Below are 17,909 nucleotides of genomic sequence, written 5' to 3'. Positions count from 1 at the left end.
GGGCACGACGAAGTCATGCCCGCAACCGAAGGAACCACCATGCAGACAGCTTCCCCAGTGGCCCTTGTGACAGGCGCCTCCTCCGGGATCGGGCGGGCGGCAGCGCTCGCCCTCGTGGACGCCGGCTTCGCGGTGGTCGGCACGAGCCGCAACGCGGCGAACGCCGGGCCGCTGGCCGGGGTGACGTTCCTCGATCTCGACGTGGCCAGCGACGAGTCGGTCCGCTCCCTGGTCGAGGAGGTGATCAAGCGGTTCGGTCGGATCGACGTCCTGGTCAACAACGCGGGCGTGGGCGCGGTCGGCGCCGGCGAGGAGAGCTCGATCAACCAGGCCAAGGAGGTCTTCGACATCAACGTCTTCGGTCTGATGCGGATGACAAACGCAGTGCTGCCCCGCATGCGCGCCCAGGGCAGTGGCCGCGTGGTCAACGTCTCCTCGGTACTCGGTCTGATCCCAGCGCCCTTCATGGCCGTCTACGCCGCCGCCAAGCATGCGGTCGAGGGCTACTCCGAGTCCGTCGACCACGAGCTTCGCGAGCACGGCGTCCGGATGCTGCTGATCGAGCCGGCCTACACAAGCACGAGTTTCGAGGCGAGCAGCCTGGCACCCGACTCGCCCCTGCCGGTCTACGCCGCGCAGCGGGAGATCGCCCGAGACGTGCTGGCCACCGCCGTGCGCACCGCCGACGACCCGGACGTTGTCGCGAAGGTGATCGTCGCGGCCGCCACCGACTCCAAGCCCAAGCTCCGGTACACCGCCGGCTCGATGGCCGCACGCGTCAGCCTCCTGCGCCGGATCGTGCCCTCGCGCGCCTTCGACAACCAAATCCGCAAGCTCAACCGGCTGGCCGGCTGACCCCGCAGGACACCCGGCGCCTGAGCAGACGCCCATGTCCAAAACCAGAGACACCGAAGCCAGCATCAGCATCTGTCGTCCGACCGCTCGTGGAAAAGGCTGCTGACACACATGGAGTTCGAACGCGTCACCTTCGACCTGCCACACGGCACCTTTCACGCGCTGCAGGGTGGTGATCCCGATGGTCAACCGACGCTCGTCTTGCACGGCTTCCCGGACCATCCGCCGACCGCGACGCCCTTCCTCGCCGAGCTCGGCCGCCGCGGACGTCACGTCGTCGCGCCCTGGCTTCGCGGTTATGCGCCGTCCCCAACCGCGGGGCCGTTCGACCTCGCAGCCCTCACCAGCGACGTGCTCGCGCTGATCGACCGCTGGTCTCCCGGGCGAGCCGTGGAGTTGATCGGCCACGACTGGGGCGCCGCGATCACATACCATACCTGCGTCACCGCGCCGGAGCGGATCGAACGCGCGGTCACGCTCGCATTCCCCCACCCACTCACGTTCCTGAGCCGGCCGCGCCCCGCTCAGCTACGCCGAAGCTGGTACATGGGGCTCTTTCAACTGCCGGGAAGCGGCTTGATGGTCGCCGCCCGCGATCTCGCCCTCATCGACCGCCTCTGGCGTCAGTGGTCGCCCGGCCTCTCGCTCGATCCGGCTCTGCAGGCGGAGCTACACGAGCACCTGCGGGCGAGCATGCCCGCGCCCATCAAGTACTACCGGGCGATGCTGCGACCCGGCATGCTTGGGGCGACGCGCCGCCTGTCTCAGCCGATCACGGTGCCCCTGCTGCAGCTCCACGGTGCCGACGACGGCTGCATCCTCCCCCCGCAGGTCGACGACCGACATCGGTTCGCCGCCCCGCACGCGCTGGAGGTTGTCCCCGACGTCGGTCACTTCCTGCACATCGAGGCCCCCGAGGCGATCGCGGAACGGATCGCGGCATGGGCCCAGTAGCGGATCACTCGACCCTCGCGGCGAGACCACCGGGATAGGCGGCGCACGGCGGACTCTGACACGGCGTTGCTGCCGACGGCGGGAGGGGGCGGATCTCCGCCCGATGACCAGCGATGCAACCTTCAACCCGCTCGGTCAGAACCGTCAGGTAAACGCTGCTCGTCGATGACGGCGACCATCCGCCGTTGCAGAGGTCGAGCTCCCCGAAGAAAGTTGTGGCCGCCTTCAGAATCGCGTCCGCACGCAGCCGACGGTTCTCCTCGTTCTCCTCGATCGTGACACCGGGCGCCTCGCCGCCGTCAATCTCGGCCTGGGCGACCCAGCGCCACAACGACTTCTGCCTACCGCGACCTTCTTGGACACCGCCAGCACCGCCACGGTATGTGGTCGGGTACTCGGCACGGTGCTACAGCACCAGCCGGACAGCTCGGGCCCCAGCTCGGGATCCAACCGCTTCGGCATGACATGCATCCCTTCCAACTCCGAAAGAATGCGGCATCAAACCGGCAAGGCCCCGCGAGGAGCATCGACTGCTCCTGGATGCGGTCCGGCGCTGGGGCTCGGTGGACGCCGAGCGCGATTGCGCTCCGGTCACATCCGCCGGACCGGGGTCGAGCTGACCCGGCATCCGGAGCTGTTCAACCATGGCTCGCCGTAAGGCTCGGGTCAGAACGTCCTTCTGCTGGCGAGGTAGGCGTGGACTGCGGAGATGACCACGGATCCCTCGCCGACGGCCGATGCCACCCGCTTGACGGAGTCTGCGCGCACGTCACCGACGGCGAACAGCCCGGGTATCGAGGTGGCGAAGCTGTCGTGGGTGAGCACGAAGCCCTTGGCGTCGAGGTCGACGCCGATGTCGTGCAGCCAGGGTGTGCAGGGGTCCGCGCCGATCATCAGGAACAGTGCGGCCGCGTCGAGTCGTACGTCCCGGTCGCGGGCGCGGTCGTGCCAGGTCAGCCCGCTGAGCCGACTGCTGCCATGGGCGGCGGACAGTTCGCAGCGAGGGTGCACGGTGATCCGCTCGTGGTGGGTAAGGCGCTGCGCCAGGTAGTTCGACATGGTGTCGCGCAGGTCATCGCGGCGGATCAGGACGTGGACGTGGCCGGCGTTCCGCGCGAGAAACAGGGCCGCCTGGCCGGCGGAGTTGGCGCCCCCGACCACGACGGCGTTCCGCCCGGAGACCTGGTTGGCCTCCAGTTGGCTTGCGGCGTAGTAGACGCCACGGCCCTCCAGGTCGACGAGGCCAGGCAGGTCCAGGCGCCGGTAGCGCACGCCGCTGGCGATGATCACCGCTGAGGCGAGGACGTCGTGCTCGTCGTCGAGCCGCACCCGAAACCCGCCGGGCACCTCCGACAGCCCAGTGACTGAGCGGGGTGATAGAAGCCTGGTCCCGAACTTGACCGCCTGCGGCATCGCCGCCCGTGCCAGTTCAACCCCGGACACGCCGCGGTAGAAGCCGAGGTAGTTCTCGATCCGTGACGAGTTGCCGGCCTGGCCGCCGATGGCGACGTCCTCGACGACGACCACGTCCAGTCCCTCCGACGCCCCGTACACAGCAGCGGCCAGCCCCGCCGGTCCGGCGCCCACCACCAGCAGGTCACACCGAGAATCGTCGGCGATGCCCCACAGGTCGATTCCCAGCGCGGTTGCCAGGTCACGCGTGGTAGGCGCCGTCATGACGCGGCGCTGTGCCGTGACAACGGCCGTACCGGTCTCGGGCAAGGCACAGGTCTGCGCCAGCTCCGACCACGCCGACGGGTTCGAGCGCAGCACCGTCCGGTAGGGAATCTGGTTGCGTTCAGCGAAGTCCTGGAGGCGGTGCAGGTCGCGGTCGTCGTCTCCGGCCAGTACCAGACCACCCTCGCCCTTCCTGCTCAGGAAGCGCCGCCGGGCGTCCAAAGCGGACAGCAGGACATCGCTCAGCTCCCCCGAGATCTCCACCAGCCGGCGCAGTTCCTCCACCCGAACCCGCAGGATCGCGGTGTCTTCCATGGCCACGCCCTGGAAGACGGCGCGTTGTCCCATCAGCATGCCCAGCTCGCCGACGAAGTCACCGGCCTCGATCACGAAGACGACCCGGTCCTCCCGGCGGTCCACGAGGAGCACGCCACCGGTCAGCACGAGGTGCAAGTCGGTGGGATCACCGGCGTCCCACAGCAACTCGCCGGGCGCGGGGTGCAGTTCCTCACCGGATGACCGCAACAGGTCCAGGGCGTGTTGGCTCAACACCGGCCAGGCCACCTCATCGACCTCGCCCAGCCGACGGGACGAGTAATGGGTCAGCTCGTCCGGCACGGGGATGATGCTCATGCTTCTCCCTTGTCTGGCAGGCGAATCACTCCGGTCACGATTCTTCTCCGCTCGTTTTGCCGGCGTCGGCCCCGACTTCCGTTTTCCTGGGCTCAACTCTCGCCACGGCCATCGCCGCCGTGCCCAACCACCACAGCGAGCGTCCTTCGTGGACCTGACCAGTCTGATCGTATGGCCGACCTGCCGTACTTTGACAAGTCAGTACAGAACCGCATAGGTTTCTGACAGTTCAGTACACAACCGTCCTGGGCTCGCCGGACCGGCTTGGTCCGGGCTTGCGGGACCGTGATGCCGCGAAGGCGGCTTGGAGGTTGAACTCATGACACAGGTGACCCAGCCGCTCTTCGGCGAGGACTCCGCGAGCGATGCGCTGGCCGAGGGGACCGTCGACGTGGTGGTGATCGGCGGGGGCGCCGCGGGGCTGAACGGTGCGCTGATCCTCGCCCGCTCCCGCCGCTCGGTCGTCGTGATCGACAGTGGCTCCCCGCGCAACGCGCCCGCGGAGGCCGTGCACGGCTTCATCGTCTTCGACGGCACTCCGCCGTCGGAGATCCTTCGACGGGGCCGCGAGCAGGTGCGCCAGTACGGCGGACGCGTCGTCCAGGGCGAGGTGGTCTCGGCCGAGCCTGCCGCTCCGTCGGCGGACGGGGACCTGCGGTTCACCGTCACCCTGGCCGACGGCCGCAGCGTCACCGCTCGCCGCATCCTGGTGGCCACCGGCCTCACGGATGTGCTGCCGGAGGTGCCCAGGCTCGCCGAGCACTGGGGGCACAGCGTGGTGCACTGCCCGTTCTGCCACGGCTGGGAGGTGCGCGATGAACCCATCGGTGTCCTCGCCACCGGCCCGGCCTCCATCGGCCACGCATTGCTGTTCCGTCAGCTGACCGAGGACCTGACCTACTTCACCCACGGCACCGACCTGGACGAAGACAGCCGCGCCCGTTTCGCCGCCCGTGGCATCCGCGTCATCGACACCCCGGTCACCGAGGTCGTCAACGACACCAGCGGTGCCCTCGCCGGGGTGCGCCTGGCCGATGGTCAGGTCGTGGCCCGCCGCGTCCTCGCGGTCGGCCCGCGGATGCAGGCCCGCACCCAGGGCCTGGAAGGTCTGGGCCTGCCGGTGCAGGACCTGCCGAACATGGCCCGCGGTTTCGCCTCCGGCGCGGCCGGCATCACCGAGGTGCCGGGTGTGTGGGTGGCCGGCAACGCCACCGATCCGGTCGCCCAGGTCGGAGCCTCCGCAGCGGCCGGCGCACTGGCCGGCGCCGACATCAACAAGGTGCTGGCCATCGCGGACACCGACGCGGCCCTGCAGGGGATCGCCGAGGTGAGCCTGAAAGCGGCCACAGCATGAACGGCCGACCCACCCCAACCCGATGAAGGACACGACGATGTCGGAGCGCAATCCCATTCTGATCACCGGCGCCGGCGGCCAAGTCGGTGGCGTGAGCAGGGTGATGGTCGACATGCTGCTCGAACAGGGCCACCCGGTGCGCGCGTTCGTGCGACGGGACGACGAACGCGCGCAGTCGCTGCGCGAGGCCGGGGCCGAGGTCTTCGTCGGCGACCTGCTCAAACTCGCGGACGTGGCCGCCGCGCTGAAGGGTGTCAGGCGCATCTACTTCAGCATGACCCCGCAGCCGTACTACGCCGATGCCCTCACCTTGATGGTCGCGGCGGCGCGAGCCCAGGGCGACATCGAGGCCTTCGTGCACATGTCCAACTACGAGCAGTCGTACATGACGCTCGAGAAGATGACCACACCGGAGGAAGAGCGGCGTTCCTGGCTCGGCGGACTGGTCACGGACTGGTCACCGCAGCAGCGGGCGCACTGGGTCTGCGAGCGGGTGCTGGACTGGTCCGGCATCCCCACCGTCAACGTGCGTGCGACCCTGTTCGCCGAGAACCCCCATCTGACCTGGATGCTCCTGGGCCCGCTGAGCAACGGCGAACTGCGCCTGCCCTTCGGCAACCAGCGGCTCGCGCCCATCGCCGTGCACGACGTGGCCGAGGTGTGCGTGAAGATCCTGGCCGACCCCGCACCGCACATCTCGAAGTCCTACGCGCTCACCGGCCCGGAGCTGAAGGACATGTACGGGTTCGCTGAGGACTACGCAGCCGTGCTGGGACGCCAGGTCGTCTACATCCCTGAGGAAGTGGAGACCTGGAACGAGGCCTTCCTTGATGAGACCGTCCTGCAGGAGACCCTGGGCGATCCGGCTGCGGCCCGGCACGTGGCAGCGCACCTGAAGATCCAGACCAGGCTGATCGCCAGCGGGCGGTACAACGTCCTCTCCGACCAACTGGAAACCCTGCTCGGACGCCCACCGCGGACCATGCGATGGGCGCTGCAGAACAATACTCGCCTGCGCGAACTGGTGGGTGCCCCGAGCCACTGAGCGCTCCGGAGCAGAACATGACGTCACACCGGAGTCCTCAGCAGGCGGATCTCATCGGTCACGACTTCGGCGCCGCGGCGGCGTACGCGGTAGTAAGCCCGGACGTGTGGCGTCTCCGCAAGCTTGTCCCTTTGGCCGGCAACTGCTGACCGCAAAAGGGGGCCACAGGATGATCTTGAAGCCCTGAGATCTCAGCCCGTCACCCGCTCGCCTCACCTTCGTTGGCGAGGAACCGATCTGTTTCCCAGGTGGAAACCGATCAGTTTCCAGACGGTTTTCAGCCATGCCAGCAAGCAAGCAGGAGCGTCCCGCCGAGGTCAACGCCACACTCCTCGGCTTCCTCGCCCGCCTCGACGACTCCACATCCTCGGCTTCCTGAAGGGCCGACCCACCCCAACCAGATGGAGGACACGACAATGTCGGACCGCAATCCCATGGACAAGAACACGACATCGCGACAGCGGGCCCTGGTGGTCGGCCTCGGGATCAGCGGGATCGCCTCCGCGCTGCGACTGCATCGCGCGGGCTGGGACGTGGTGGTGCTGGAGAAGGCCCCCGAGCGGCGCCGCGGCGGATACTTCATCGCCCTGTTCGGGACCGGGCTCGCCGCCGCGCAGCGGCTGGGCATCGCCGATGCGGTGCCGAATCGCTTCGCTCCGGAAGGCGTGAGCTACGACGTCGACCGCACGGGCCGGCGCCGCCGCGGTGTGGGCTACGCCGATGTGTTCGGCGGGTCTCGAATGGTGATGCGGGGCGACATCGAAGACGCGGCCTTCACCGCCCTGCCCGACGAGGTCGAGATCCGGTACTCGACCGTGCCGATCGCGCTGGACCAGTACCTCGACGGGGTGGACGTCGAGATCCGCGACCTGACGACGGAGACGACGACCGTCGAACGGTTCGACCTGGTGGTCGGGGCAGACGGACTGCGCTCGACGGTGCGCCGGCTTGCGTTCGAGCCCGAGCAGAGCCCGATCCGTCGGCTGAACTACATGATCGCCGTGTACAGCCTGCCCGAGCCGGTACCCGGCTACCGCCTACAGGACGGGCTGTACATGGCCGAGGCGGGCCGATCGGTGTGGGTGTTCTCGTTCGCCGACCGTCCGCCGTCGGTGCTGTTCTCCTACCGCACCGACGACGTGGACGCCGAGTTCACCCGGCCGGCCATCGACTCGCTGCGCGCCGCCTACGGCCCCGAGCCCACCGGCTCCACGCTCGGTTGGCTGCTCGACCAGTTCGAGAAGGCCCCGGACCACCTGTTCGACTCCGCCGAGCAGGTGCACCTCGACCACTGGCACCGCGGCCGAGTCGTGCTCGTCGGCGACGCCGCGTGGTGCCTGACCGTTTACTCCGGCATGGGGGCATCCACCGGCCTGGCCGGGGCGGACCTGCTCGGCACCATGCTGGAACGCCACCCGCACGACGTGCCACGAGCGCTGCAGGACTGGGAGGACCACCTGCGCCCGTTCATCGACCACCACCTCGGCAGCGGTGTGAGCATGCGCGGTTTCTTCACCCCAGGCAACCGCGCCGAGTTGCTGCTTCGGTCCGTGATGATCCGCCTCGCCCGGCTGCCGATCGCCGGCCGGCTGCTCGCCAAGATGATGACCAACAGGGCGCGGATGAAAAGTCTGGATATCGCCGCCGCTGCAGCGTGAGTGGAGTTCCTCGAATACGAGCGGGAGAACGAGGTCGTCTGGGCCCGCAACTTGGGGTGCCGGTAAGAAACGTGTCATGAGCCCCAAACGGCGTTGATCTTGCTGTAACTTGCCTGGTCAATGCTGGGTGGTCATGAAACACCCCCCGATGCACATCGACGAGTTGGTCGAGCACTGGACGATCCTGGATGAAGAGCGCGACCTGATCGCCGGAAAGCGCGACGCCACGCGACTCGGCTTCGCGATCTTGCTGAAGTTCTACACGCAGCACGGCAGGTTCCCGCGCGGCCGTTCAGAGCTGCCGGAAGACGTGGTTGAGCACGTGGCCAAGCAGGTCCGGGTTCCTGCCTCGGAGCTCGGCTTTTATGAGTGGTCCGGCTCCACGATCGAGTACCACCGCAGTCAGATCCGTACGCACCTGGGCTTTCGCACCTGCACGACCGAGGACGCGACGAAGCTGGCGGTGTGGCTGGCCGAGGAGGTCGCGCACGCCGAGCGGCGGCCTGAACGGGTTCGGGAGGAGTTGCTCAAGCATCTGCGCGAGGAGCGGATCGAACCGCCAGCGCCTGGACGGATCTCCCGGATCGTGGCCTCGGCCCTGCACAACGCGGAGGTCGCCTGGTCGGTGCGGATCGCCTCCCGGTTGAGTCCCGAGACCACGCAGCGGATCTACGCGCTGGTCGGCATCGAAGATGCGAGCCGCGCGGTGAACGAGGGGGCCGGTGACCGTCAGGAACCTATGGGTGAGGCACCTGCCGGGGACGATGACGACGTCGACTCCGGCCTCCTGACGTTGATCAAGTCCGCGCCGGGCAACGTGAGCCTGGAGTCGATGATGACCGAGATCCGCAAGCTGGCGGCGGCGCGCTCGATCGAGCTGCCGCCCGGGTTGTTCGCCGACGTGGCGCCCAAGGTGCTGGCCGCTTGGCGGGCCCGGGCGGCGGTGGAAGCGCCCTCCCACATGCGCACGCATCCGCGCGAGCTGACGGTGCTGCTGCTGGCGGCGCTGGTCCAGGAGCGGGAGCGGGAGATCACCGACGCGCTGGTGGAACTGCTGATCGCCACCGTGCATCGGATCAAGGCGCGGGCCGACAGCAAGGTGACCAAGGAGCTGATCAACGCGTTCAAGCGGGTGAACGGGAAGGAGAACATCCTATTCAAGGTCGCTGACGCCGCGCTCGGCCAGCCCGACGATTCGGTCCGCCAGGTCAGCTTCCCGGCTGTCAGCGGCGGCGAGCAGACGCTGCGGGATCTGGTGCACGAGTTCAAGACCAAGGGCCCGGCCTACCGAACCACGGTGCAGACCACGCTGCGCGCCTCCTACACCAACCACTACCGGCGCGGCCTGATCGCGCTGCTGGACACCCTGGAGTTCAAGAGCAACAACACCGCCTTCCAGCCGGTGATCGAGGCAATGAAGTTGATCCGCCGCTACGCCAAGGCGGGCAACACCACCTATTACCCATGCGGCGAGGTGGTGCCCGAGCACCGCGGCACCGCTGGTGAGTGGGAGGACCTGGTGTTCAAGAACGACAAGCGCGGGCGTCGGTGGGTGGTGCGGATGGTGTACGAGATCGTCACCTTCCAGGCGCTGCGCGAGGCCCTGCGGTGCAAGGAGATCTGGGTGGTCGGCGCTCATTCCTTCCGCGACCCGGAGGAGGACCTGCCCAAGGATTTCGCCGCCCGCCGCGTGGAGAACTACGCCGAGCTGCGCAAGCCGCTGGACCCGAAGGACTTCATCGCCGAGTTGAAGGCCGAGATGCGCGCCGAGCTGGAGTCGCTCGATACCGCGCTGCCGAAGCTGGGCTGGTTGGCGATCTCCGAACGTAAGTCCGGCGCGATCAAGCTGACGAAGCTCGGCCCGGCGGATGAGCCGCGGAACTTGCGCCGGATCAAGAATGAGGTGGGGCGGCGCTGGGGCTCGGTCCCGCTGGTCGACATGCTCAAGGAGGCGGTGTTGCGCACCGGCTGCCTGAAGGCGGTCACCTCGGTGGTGGGCGGCTCCAGCCTCAAGCCCGAGGTGCTGGCCGAGCGGCTGATGCTCGCGATCTTCGGGTACGGCACCAACACCGGGATCCGGGCCGTGGCCTCCGGTGGCCACGCCCACAGCGAAGACGATATCCGCTACGTCCGGCGCCGCTATCTGACCCCGCAGGTCGCCACCGACATCGCGATCGCCATCGCGAACGCCACCTTCACCGCCCGGGACGTGGCGCTGTGGGGCGAGGGGACTACCACCGTCGCCTCCGACTCCACGCACGTGCGCGCCTACGATCAGAATATTTTCACCGAGTGGCACTCGCGGTACGGCGGCCGCGGCATCCTCATCTACTGGCACATCGAACGCGGGTCCATGGTCGTGCACTCCCAGACCCTGCGTGCCTCGGCCTCGGAGGTGCACGCGATGATCGAGGGCGCGGTCCGGCACGGCACCACCATGAAGGTCGAGGGAAACTATGTCGACTCTCACGGCCAGACCGAAATCGGGTTCGGCGTGACCAGGCTCCTGGGCTTTGACCTGCTACCGCGCATCAAGCAGATCAACAAGGTCAAGCTCTACCGGATCGAGAGCGGCGAAAGCGACCTGTACCCGCGGCTGACGCCAGCGATGACCCGGCCGATCCGCTGGGACCTGATCGAACAGAACTACGACCAGATGATCAAATACGCCACCGCGATCAAGCAGGGCACCGCCTCCACCGAGGCGATCCTGCGCCGCTTCACCGAGTCCGCCTCCCATCCCACCTACCAGGCCATGCTGGAGGTCGGCCGGGCGCAGAAGACCATCTTCGTCGCCCGCTATCTGCGCCTGCGCGAGCTCCAGCGAGAGATCCAGGAAGGGCTCAACGTGGTGGAGTCCTCCAACGGAGCGAACTCGGTCATCTTCTACGGCAAGGGCGGCGACATCGCCACCAACCGGCGCGAGGAGCTAGAGATGAGCGTGTTGTGCCTGCGCATCCTGCAGGCCGCGCTCGTGTACATCAACACCCTGATGCTTCAAGATGTCCTGGCCGACCCCGAATGGGTCACCATGCTCAAACCCGCCGACCAGCGCGGGCTGACCCCGCTGTTCTGGCAGCATGTCCAGCCCTACGGCGAGGTACGGCTGGATGTGGCCAAGCGCCTTTCGCTCGGCGGCGCTGCGCAAGCTCCGGAGGCGGGAAACCCGGACTAGCTTCATGATCGTGGTAGGGCGTGCGCGCCCCTGGGAAACGGGTCCCGGCGCCGCTGCCGGCTGAGGTCGCGGGATGCCCGGTCTGCTTGACAGCCGCGGCGCAAGGTTGCATGGTTAGCTACACATGTAGCTAACCAGTTGGGCGGCTAAGCCAACGATGGACGACGACCGACCGATCTTCCTTCAGATCGCCGAGCTGATCGAGAACTCGATCATCGACGGGTCGCTGGTGGAGGAGGCCCAGGTCCCGTCCACCAACGAGCTTGCCGCCTTTCACCGGATCAACCCGGCCACCGCGGCCAAGGGCGTCAACCAACTCGTGTCGGAGGGAACGCTCTACAAGCGACGCGGCATCGGCATGTTCGTCGCCGGTGGCGCCCGGGCCAGGCTGCGCGAGCGGCGACGGGAACGGTTCACCGAACAGTACGTGGAACCCCTGCTCGCCGAGGCGCGCAAGCTCGGTATCGGCCACGACGAGCTGATGAAGATGATCGATTCATTCGGTGCGGTTGTCGGGAGGGACCTGGGATGACGGCGGTGGTAACCGCACACGGGGTGACCAAGCGCTTTGGTGACGTCACGGCGCTCGACGACGTGAGCTTCGCGCTGGCCGAGCACACGATCTACGGCCTGCTCGGGCGCAACGGGGCGGGCAAGACCACCCTGATGCAGATCCTCACCGGGCAGGCGTTCGCGTCGTCGGGGAAGGTGTCGGTCTTCGACGCGCCACCGGTGGAGAACCCGGCCGTCCTGTCGAAGGTCTGTTTCGTCCGGGAGGGCCAGCGCTACCCCCACGTCTACACCGTGCGCCACGTCTTTCGCACCGCACGCCGGCTGTTTGTGAACTGGGACGACACGTTCGCGCACGGCCTCGCCGCGGACTTCCAGCTACCGGCCGGGCGGCTGGTCCGCAGGCTCTCGCGGGGCATGCTGTCGGCCCTCGGCGTGACCGTCGGGCTGGCCGCGCGGGCGCCCCTGACGTTCTTCGACGAGCCGTACCTCGGGCTCGACCCGGCCGCCCGGCAGCTTTTCTACGACCGCCTGCTCGCCGACTACGCCGGGCATCCCCGCACCGTGGTGCTGTCCACCCACCTCATCGACGAGGTGAGCGATCTGGTCGAGCGGGTGCTGCTCATCGACCGTGGCCGGCTGCTGCTCGATGAGGACGCCGACGACCTGCGCGGGCGGGCGGTGGCGGCCACCGGACGGGCGGAGGCCGTGGACGGGTTCGCGGCCGGACGCACCGAGTTGCACCGCGAGCGGTCGAGCGGCCTGGTCCGGTCGACCATCCTCGGTGGGCTCGGACCGCACGCGAAGGCGCTCGCGCAGACGCTCAACGTCGAGCTGGAGCCGCTGTCGTTACAGCAACTCGTGGTCCGCCTGACCGCAGAGCCGACGACAACGGCGCCGGCGGACCGGGAGGCCGCCCGATGAACCGCATCCGTCAGGTAGTCCGTCTCCAGATGCCGGCCTGGCCGCACATCGTGGGCTGGACGTGGAGCATGACGGCCGTCGCGTTCGGCATCAACCTGTTGGGCTTCATGGCGAACTACGACCCGGGCGACGGCGTGACGAACACCGGCGGCCTGGTCAGCCTGTGCGGCGTCGCGATCGGGATGGCCACCGTCTCGGTCACCCAGATCTTCCCGTACGCGCTGGGCATGAGCGTGACCCGCCGGGAGTTCTACCTGGCCTGGTCGCTGCTCGCGGTCGTCCAGTCGGTGGTCTACGCGCTGGTGCTCTGCCTGCTGCGCGCCGTGGAACAGGCCACTGGCTACTGGGGGATGGGGATGCGCTTCTTCGGCCTGCCGTTCATGGATGACGCCAACCCGGTGCTGCTCCTGCTCGGGTACGCGGTACCCATGCTGGTCGTAACCCACCTCGGGATCCTGCTCGGCACGTTGTACCTGCGCTGGGGCACCACCGGCGTCCTCGCCAGCCTCACCCTGGCCTTCACCGCGCTCGGGCTGGCCGCCGCGCTGATCACGTGGACCCGGCAATGGCACGCGATCGGCCGCTGGTTGCTCGACCAGTCCCCCACGGCGCTGCTCGCCGGCTGGCCGGTCCTGGTCGCCGCCGCGTTCGCCGTCGGCGGGTACACGCTCATCCGCCGTGCCACGGCGTAGCCGCGGCGGGCACACGGCCGCTCCGCACCACCGAACAACGCGAACACCAACTCCGCCGTGATGGGCCGCCAGATTGTCAGCCCTGTCCGCCCGCGTCCTTAGGAGAGATGCAATGACGAGCAACAACACGCCCCCGCCCGCAGGTCTCGGGATCTGGGCAAATCTCGGGATCTGGATCGCATTTGGCGCTGCCTTCGGCCTCCTCGTCGGGGGTCTTTTCGACAACGTCGCTCTCGGCGTCGCGCTAGGTCCGGGCCTGGGTGTGGCCGCCTGGGCCGTCTTCATCGCGCCGCGAAGGAATGCCCGCCGCGACTCCTGAGCGTCGCACCCGGGTATCGGCTACGGAGGTCGTAGGCGCCACCGGGAAGTCCAGGAAGCAACGCAACGGCGCTGGCGATGGTGGCCGCGTCAGATGATCGCGCCCCGGCGGGCCGAGATCTGGTGGCGGTTGAGTTGGATCAGCAGCCGGCGCGGAGCGCGCCACCACCATGGCGATGTGGTATCGGTACAGCTTGGTCGAACCGACGCCAGGCCAAGCGGTGTTCCATACTCGGCCCACACTCAGCGTCATCGACGCAGCTGGCGGTCCAGGCGCTCCCGGCGTCGCGCCTGCCGTCATAGCACTCGCCGACCCGGATCGTCGACTGGGCGGATGGCTACGCTGCCCGTCGCGTTGGGGTGCTCAGGTCTCGCGGTCATAGGTCTTCGACGTAGTCGGCGGCGATGTCGTCGGGTGGGTTGGTGTACAGGCGCAGGTAGCGGTCGTTGGCGTGGCCGAGGCGGCGCTCGAGTTCGGCGCGGTTGTGGCCGGAGGCCTGCGACAGGCCGTAGGCGAAGGTGTGCCGGGCGTCGTGCGGGCGCAGGGTGCCGAGCTTGCGGTCGGGGTCGGGCATCTGGGCGTCGTGCAGGCGGCCGATCTCGCCGACGATGGTGTTGATGGAGCGGGCCGAGAGGCGGCCGTCGGGGCGGCGGGCGGCGATGGAGGCGGCCGACAGCAGCAGCGCGGCCGGGCCGGAGCTGGCGGCGGCGTCGCCGGGCCGCTCCTGGTCGAGGTAGTCGGCCAGCGCCTGGCGGGCGTCGCGGCCCAGGAACACGGTGCGGCTGGTGCGGCCCTTGCCGCGCACGCCGACAAGGCGCGCCTTCTTGGCCTGGCGCAGCCGCTCGGGGGCGGCCGGCTCCAGCTGGTCCAGGTCCAGGCCGACCAGCTCCGCGCGGCGCAGCCCGGTGCCGAACAGCAGGTAGATGATGGCCCGGTCGCGCAGCGGGCGAGCGTGGGCGTGCACCCGGGGCGTGGCGGCGCCACGGTGACGGCGGCCCTTGAGCTCGTGGAAGGTCTCGATCCGGTCCACGACGTTCTTGACGGTGCGCACCTGGGCGGCGGCCAGCGCTCGCGGCTGCGGGGCGGGCAGTGGTAGCGGGGGGACTTTCTTGGTCGGGTCGCCGTGGCGCAGCAACCCTTCGGGGGCGTGCGCGGTGATCCAGGTGAACAGCGCTGACAGGTGCGCGAGGTGGTTGTTGACGGTCGCTGGCGTCATCGGCGCGGGCATGTTGTCGCGGCCGCGGTTGCCGGCGGCGGCCAGGTGGTCGCGCCAGGCTGCGATCTCGCGCGGGGTGACGGCCGAGAGCCGGTCGTGCCCGAGGCCGCCGGTGATCCAGGCGCCGAAGCGCTCCAGGTGCCGGGAGATCTTGGCGGTGACCTCAGCTGAGCGGACTCCGCGCACGGCGAGATCGAGGTAGCGCTCCGTCCAGACCGGGAGGCTGTCGTCGGCCGGATCGAGGCGTTCGGGAAGCCCGACCACCTTTCGTGAAGTGATTTCGGCGCGATCCTGCCCGGCGAGCAGGGACGCCGAGCTGGGGGTGGAGGACGGCATGCAGCCACATTACTTCACGGAAGGGTCATTTCCTGAAGAGAGTCAGCCAAGCGCGAGCTTGGGCCAGCAGCTCGTTTGGGGCTCATGACACGTTTCTTACCGGCACCCCAACTTCGTCGAACGAATGCTCGGACGCAGGTCGCGGGGATGGCCGGGAGGGTCATGTACCGTAGATTAGGCTGTTATCACGTACATGCCTGGACTCTTCGCGGCAAGTGCTAGGCGGGCGGTGCCTGTCATGTCCGGGCTGTCATCGCGGGGCGGCCAGCCAGCACCAAACGCCTCCATGATCAAGCGGCCAGCTCGACGTCGCTGAAGTCGACCTCCTTCAGCAGCGGATCGAATGGATCGGGCCGGTGACGAAGCTCATCGGTCGCGTACGCACCGAAGCGGCTGATGTGGGCCCGCAGGTAGGGGGCGATCTGGCCGAGGTGGTCGGCGGTGATGCTCCAGCCTTCGGCGACAAGCTGCCGCACGACGTCGGAGATGTCCAGCGCGTTGTGGAAGACGACCAGGTTGGCCAGCAGGGTGTTGAACTTGATCAGTTTCTCCTGCTCTTCGGGGTCGTTGTCGGCCAGCACCCCGCCGAACCCGAGCCACTTGGAGAATCCGTTGTAGGACTCGACCTTGTTGGTCGCCGCGGTCACCCGCGCCCGCAACGCCGGGTCGGCCAGATACCGCAACAACGCCACTGTGCGCACGCTGCGGCCGACCTCACGGAAGGCCTTGTAGATGAGGTTCTTACGGGAGTTGGACCGCAGCCGCCGCATCAGCGTGGCCGAGGACAGGCGGCCCTCACTGATGGAGATCGCCACCTGCATCAGGTCGATCCAGTGCTTGTCGATCAGCTTCCAGTCGATGACGTTGCGGCCGCTCTCCCCGAACAGCTGGTCGATGTGCGGATAGGCGATCTTCTCAGAGGCGCGGAAGAAGATCAGGTCCTTGAAATTGCGGATACGCGGCATCAGGTCGAACCCGAACAACGTGTCCAGGGTGAAGACCGGGAAGTTCTGGCCCTGGGTGTCGGCATGCACGGTGGAGGGCTGGATGTCGGAGTCGTTGGCCAGCAACCCTTCGATCAGGTGCACCGCCTCCCACACCCCGCACGGGATGAACCGGGAGAACAGCGCCACGTAGGTGTCGGAGATGTAGTGGTAGGCGATGCCGCCGAATCCTCCGTACCGGATGCTGGTCTCGGCCAGGAGATTGTCGATGTAGGTGTCCACCTGGGTGCCGTCGGCGGCCACCGTGCTGCCGTCCCCCCATGCCTTGATCACGTCCAGCTCGGCGAAGGCGTTGACCACGTCGGCGATCGCGGCGTTCAGCTTCTTCAGGGTGATGTGCCGGTTGCGGACCATGGACAGCTCGCGGGCGGTGACGCCGGCGATGTGCTTGGCCGCCTCGTACGGGCCGATGTTGATGCCGCCGGTGAACACGGCCAGCGAGTACCGCCCCAGCTTGTCCTTGATCTTGGGGTCGGAGCCGGAGGCCGGGCCGAAGTGGCGATACCAGGTGAGCCAGTGGGCCGTGCGCGCCACGATCGACAGCAGCGAGCGTTCGGGCATGCGCCGCTCGATCTCGGCCGCCAGCCGCTCGGCCTCCGCATCGCTGCCCTTACCGCGGCGGCGCTTGAGGGTGGGCACACCACCCTCGTCGATGACCAGGTCGGCGTTGTCGAGGTAGCCGGCGTCCAAATGCGCGGCCGCGCTCAGATGGGCGCCCTTGAGGTGGGCGACGAAACCGGCGGGGGTGTCGGGCAGGCCGACCTTCTCGCAGAACGCCGCCAGTTTCGGCTGGCATTCGTCCCAGGGCAGCAGGTGAGCGCTCCAGTCGGCGTAATCGTTCGAGCCGAGCACGGCCACGTCGCCGGTGCGCAGTTCCTCGGCCAGGTAGCAGAACACCATGGCCTCGAAGTGCCGCCGCGCGACCATGCCGGGCCGTCTGCGGTCGGTCACCGCGCGCCGCCAGTTGCCCGAGGCGAACGCGATGCCCGACTCCGGGACGTCCTCCTCCACCGGGGGCGGCAGCGGGATGAAGTCGCGCCGCTTGGGTGAGTGCTCGCGGGGGTGCGCCAGCGCGGCCAGTACCGAATCGTCGCTGGAGGTGGCCTTCAGCCGCAGCTTGCCCGCCAGTTCGAACGGCGCCGGCCGGTCCTTCTTGAAGAACCGGTACACCAGCAGCTCGTGGGCGTCGCCGTGGAAGGCAGCGACCTCCTCGATGTCGGCCAGCTGCGCGGCGAACCCGCCGGCCTGCTCCACCGCCGCCCGTACGGTCTGCATGCTGTGGGTCTGCACTACGAGCGCCGACAGCATCTCGCCGAGCGCTTGGACCTGCCCGGCGCCTGCCGCGCAAGAGGTCACCGCCTCCATGGCCCGCGCCACCGCCTCGACTCCGGCGGCCGAGGTCTCGCTGCCGGGGTCGAGACGTTCCAACACCTGGCGGTAGGTGCCGATCAGCCGCTCGCTCATCGCGCGCTGGCGAGCGCGGATCTCCTCCAGCTCCGCCTTGGCCCGCTTGACGTGGGAGGCCATCCGCTTGCACAACATCTCGGCCAGGTCATC

At 68.4% G+C, this 17,909-nt stretch carries 14 protein-coding genes; 10 read left to right on the top strand and 4 right to left on the bottom strand.

The annotated features are described in order from the left end of the window. Positions 1–39 precede the first annotated feature (39 nt). Positions 40–855 carry an oxidoreductase gene (locus ACIBO2_RS52400; protein ID WP_358548157.1) on the top strand — a complete coding sequence of 272 codons (816 nt, stop codon included), beginning with the start codon at positions 40–42 and terminating at the stop codon, positions 853–855. A gap of 111 nt (positions 856–966) precedes the next feature. Next, positions 967–1,809: an alpha/beta fold hydrolase gene (locus tag ACIBO2_RS52395; RefSeq protein ID WP_358548155.1), complete on the top strand. Its 843-nt coding sequence runs from the start codon at positions 967–969 to the stop codon at positions 1,807–1,809. Between the two features lie 4 nt (positions 1,810–1,813). On the opposite strand, the gene ACIBO2_RS52390 is transcribed toward ACIBO2_RS52395, so the two are convergent. Further along, positions 1,814–2,140 (bottom strand): hypothetical protein, encoded by a 327-nt coding sequence (locus ACIBO2_RS52390; protein ID WP_397304799.1) that lies wholly within the window; start codon positions 2,138–2,140, stop codon positions 1,814–1,816. Positions 2,141–2,475: 335 nt separating this feature from the next. Then, positions 2,476–4,119: an FAD-dependent oxidoreductase gene (locus ACIBO2_RS52385; RefSeq protein ID WP_397304798.1), complete on the bottom strand. Its 1,644-nt coding sequence runs from the start codon at positions 4,117–4,119 to the stop codon at positions 2,476–2,478. 319 nt (positions 4,120–4,438) lie between these two features. On the opposite strand from ACIBO2_RS52385, the gene ACIBO2_RS52380 reads away from it, so the two are divergent. The 8 genes from ACIBO2_RS52380 (at position 4,439) to ACIBO2_RS52345 (ending at position 13,796) form a co-directional block, all read left to right on the top strand. Next, positions 4,439–5,473 (top strand): NAD(P)/FAD-dependent oxidoreductase, encoded by a 1,035-nt coding sequence (locus ACIBO2_RS52380; RefSeq protein WP_397304797.1) that lies wholly within the window; start codon positions 4,439–4,441, stop codon positions 5,471–5,473. Positions 5,474–5,510: 37 nt separating this feature from the next. Further along, on the top strand, positions 5,511–6,518 hold the full coding sequence (locus ACIBO2_RS52375) for an NAD(P)H-binding protein (RefSeq protein ID WP_358548143.1): 1,008 nt from the start codon (positions 5,511–5,513) through the stop codon (positions 6,516–6,518). A gap of 416 nt (positions 6,519–6,934) precedes the next feature. Beyond that, positions 6,935–8,176 carry an FAD-dependent monooxygenase gene (locus tag ACIBO2_RS52370; RefSeq protein ID WP_357618265.1) on the top strand — a complete coding sequence of 414 codons (1,242 nt, stop codon included), beginning with the start codon at positions 6,935–6,937 and terminating at the stop codon, positions 8,174–8,176. Between the two features lie 133 nt (positions 8,177–8,309). Further along, the gene (locus tag ACIBO2_RS52365) at positions 8,310–11,351 is read left to right on the top strand and encodes a Tn3 family transposase (RefSeq protein ID WP_397304796.1); all 3,042 of its coding nucleotides are present in this window, start codon (positions 8,310–8,312) and stop codon (positions 11,349–11,351) included. Positions 11,352–11,508: 157 nt separating this feature from the next. Then, entirely contained in the window at positions 11,509–11,883 is a 375-nt protein-coding gene (locus ACIBO2_RS52360) for a GntR family transcriptional regulator (RefSeq protein WP_189140698.1), read from the top strand. Further along, positions 11,880–12,785 carry an ABC transporter ATP-binding protein gene (locus ACIBO2_RS52355; protein ID WP_358548132.1) on the top strand — a complete coding sequence of 302 codons (906 nt, stop codon included), beginning with the start codon at positions 11,880–11,882 and terminating at the stop codon, positions 12,783–12,785. The genes ACIBO2_RS52360 and ACIBO2_RS52355 overlap by 4 nt, the downstream gene beginning before the upstream one ends. Then, positions 12,782–13,477, top strand: coding sequence for a hypothetical protein (locus tag ACIBO2_RS52350; RefSeq protein WP_397304795.1), 696 nt, complete (start codon positions 12,782–12,784; stop codon positions 13,475–13,477). The genes ACIBO2_RS52355 and ACIBO2_RS52350 overlap by 4 nt, the downstream gene beginning before the upstream one ends. Positions 13,478–13,589: 112 nt before the next feature. Continuing rightward, complete coding sequence (locus ACIBO2_RS52345; protein ID WP_358548127.1) at positions 13,590–13,796, top strand: hypothetical protein; 207 nt, start codon at positions 13,590–13,592, stop codon at positions 13,794–13,796. 376 nt (positions 13,797–14,172) lie between these two features. Here the strand turns inward: ACIBO2_RS52345 and ACIBO2_RS52340 are convergent, their stop codons facing one another. Next, positions 14,173–15,348, bottom strand: coding sequence for a tyrosine-type recombinase/integrase (locus tag ACIBO2_RS52340; RefSeq protein ID WP_397304794.1), 1,176 nt, complete (start codon positions 15,346–15,348; stop codon positions 14,173–14,175). A 290-nt stretch (positions 15,349–15,638) separates the two neighbouring features. Beyond that, positions 15,639–17,894: a transposase gene (locus tag ACIBO2_RS52335; RefSeq protein WP_397304793.1), complete on the bottom strand. Its 2,256-nt coding sequence runs from the start codon at positions 17,892–17,894 to the stop codon at positions 15,639–15,641. Positions 17,895–17,909 lie beyond the last annotated feature (15 nt).

Source organism: Nonomuraea sp. NPDC050022, from assembly GCF_044460705.1.
GTDB lineage: Bacteria > Actinomycetota > Actinomycetes > Streptosporangiales > Streptosporangiaceae > Nonomuraea.
This window is presented reverse-complemented; position numbering and strand designations above follow the sequence as displayed.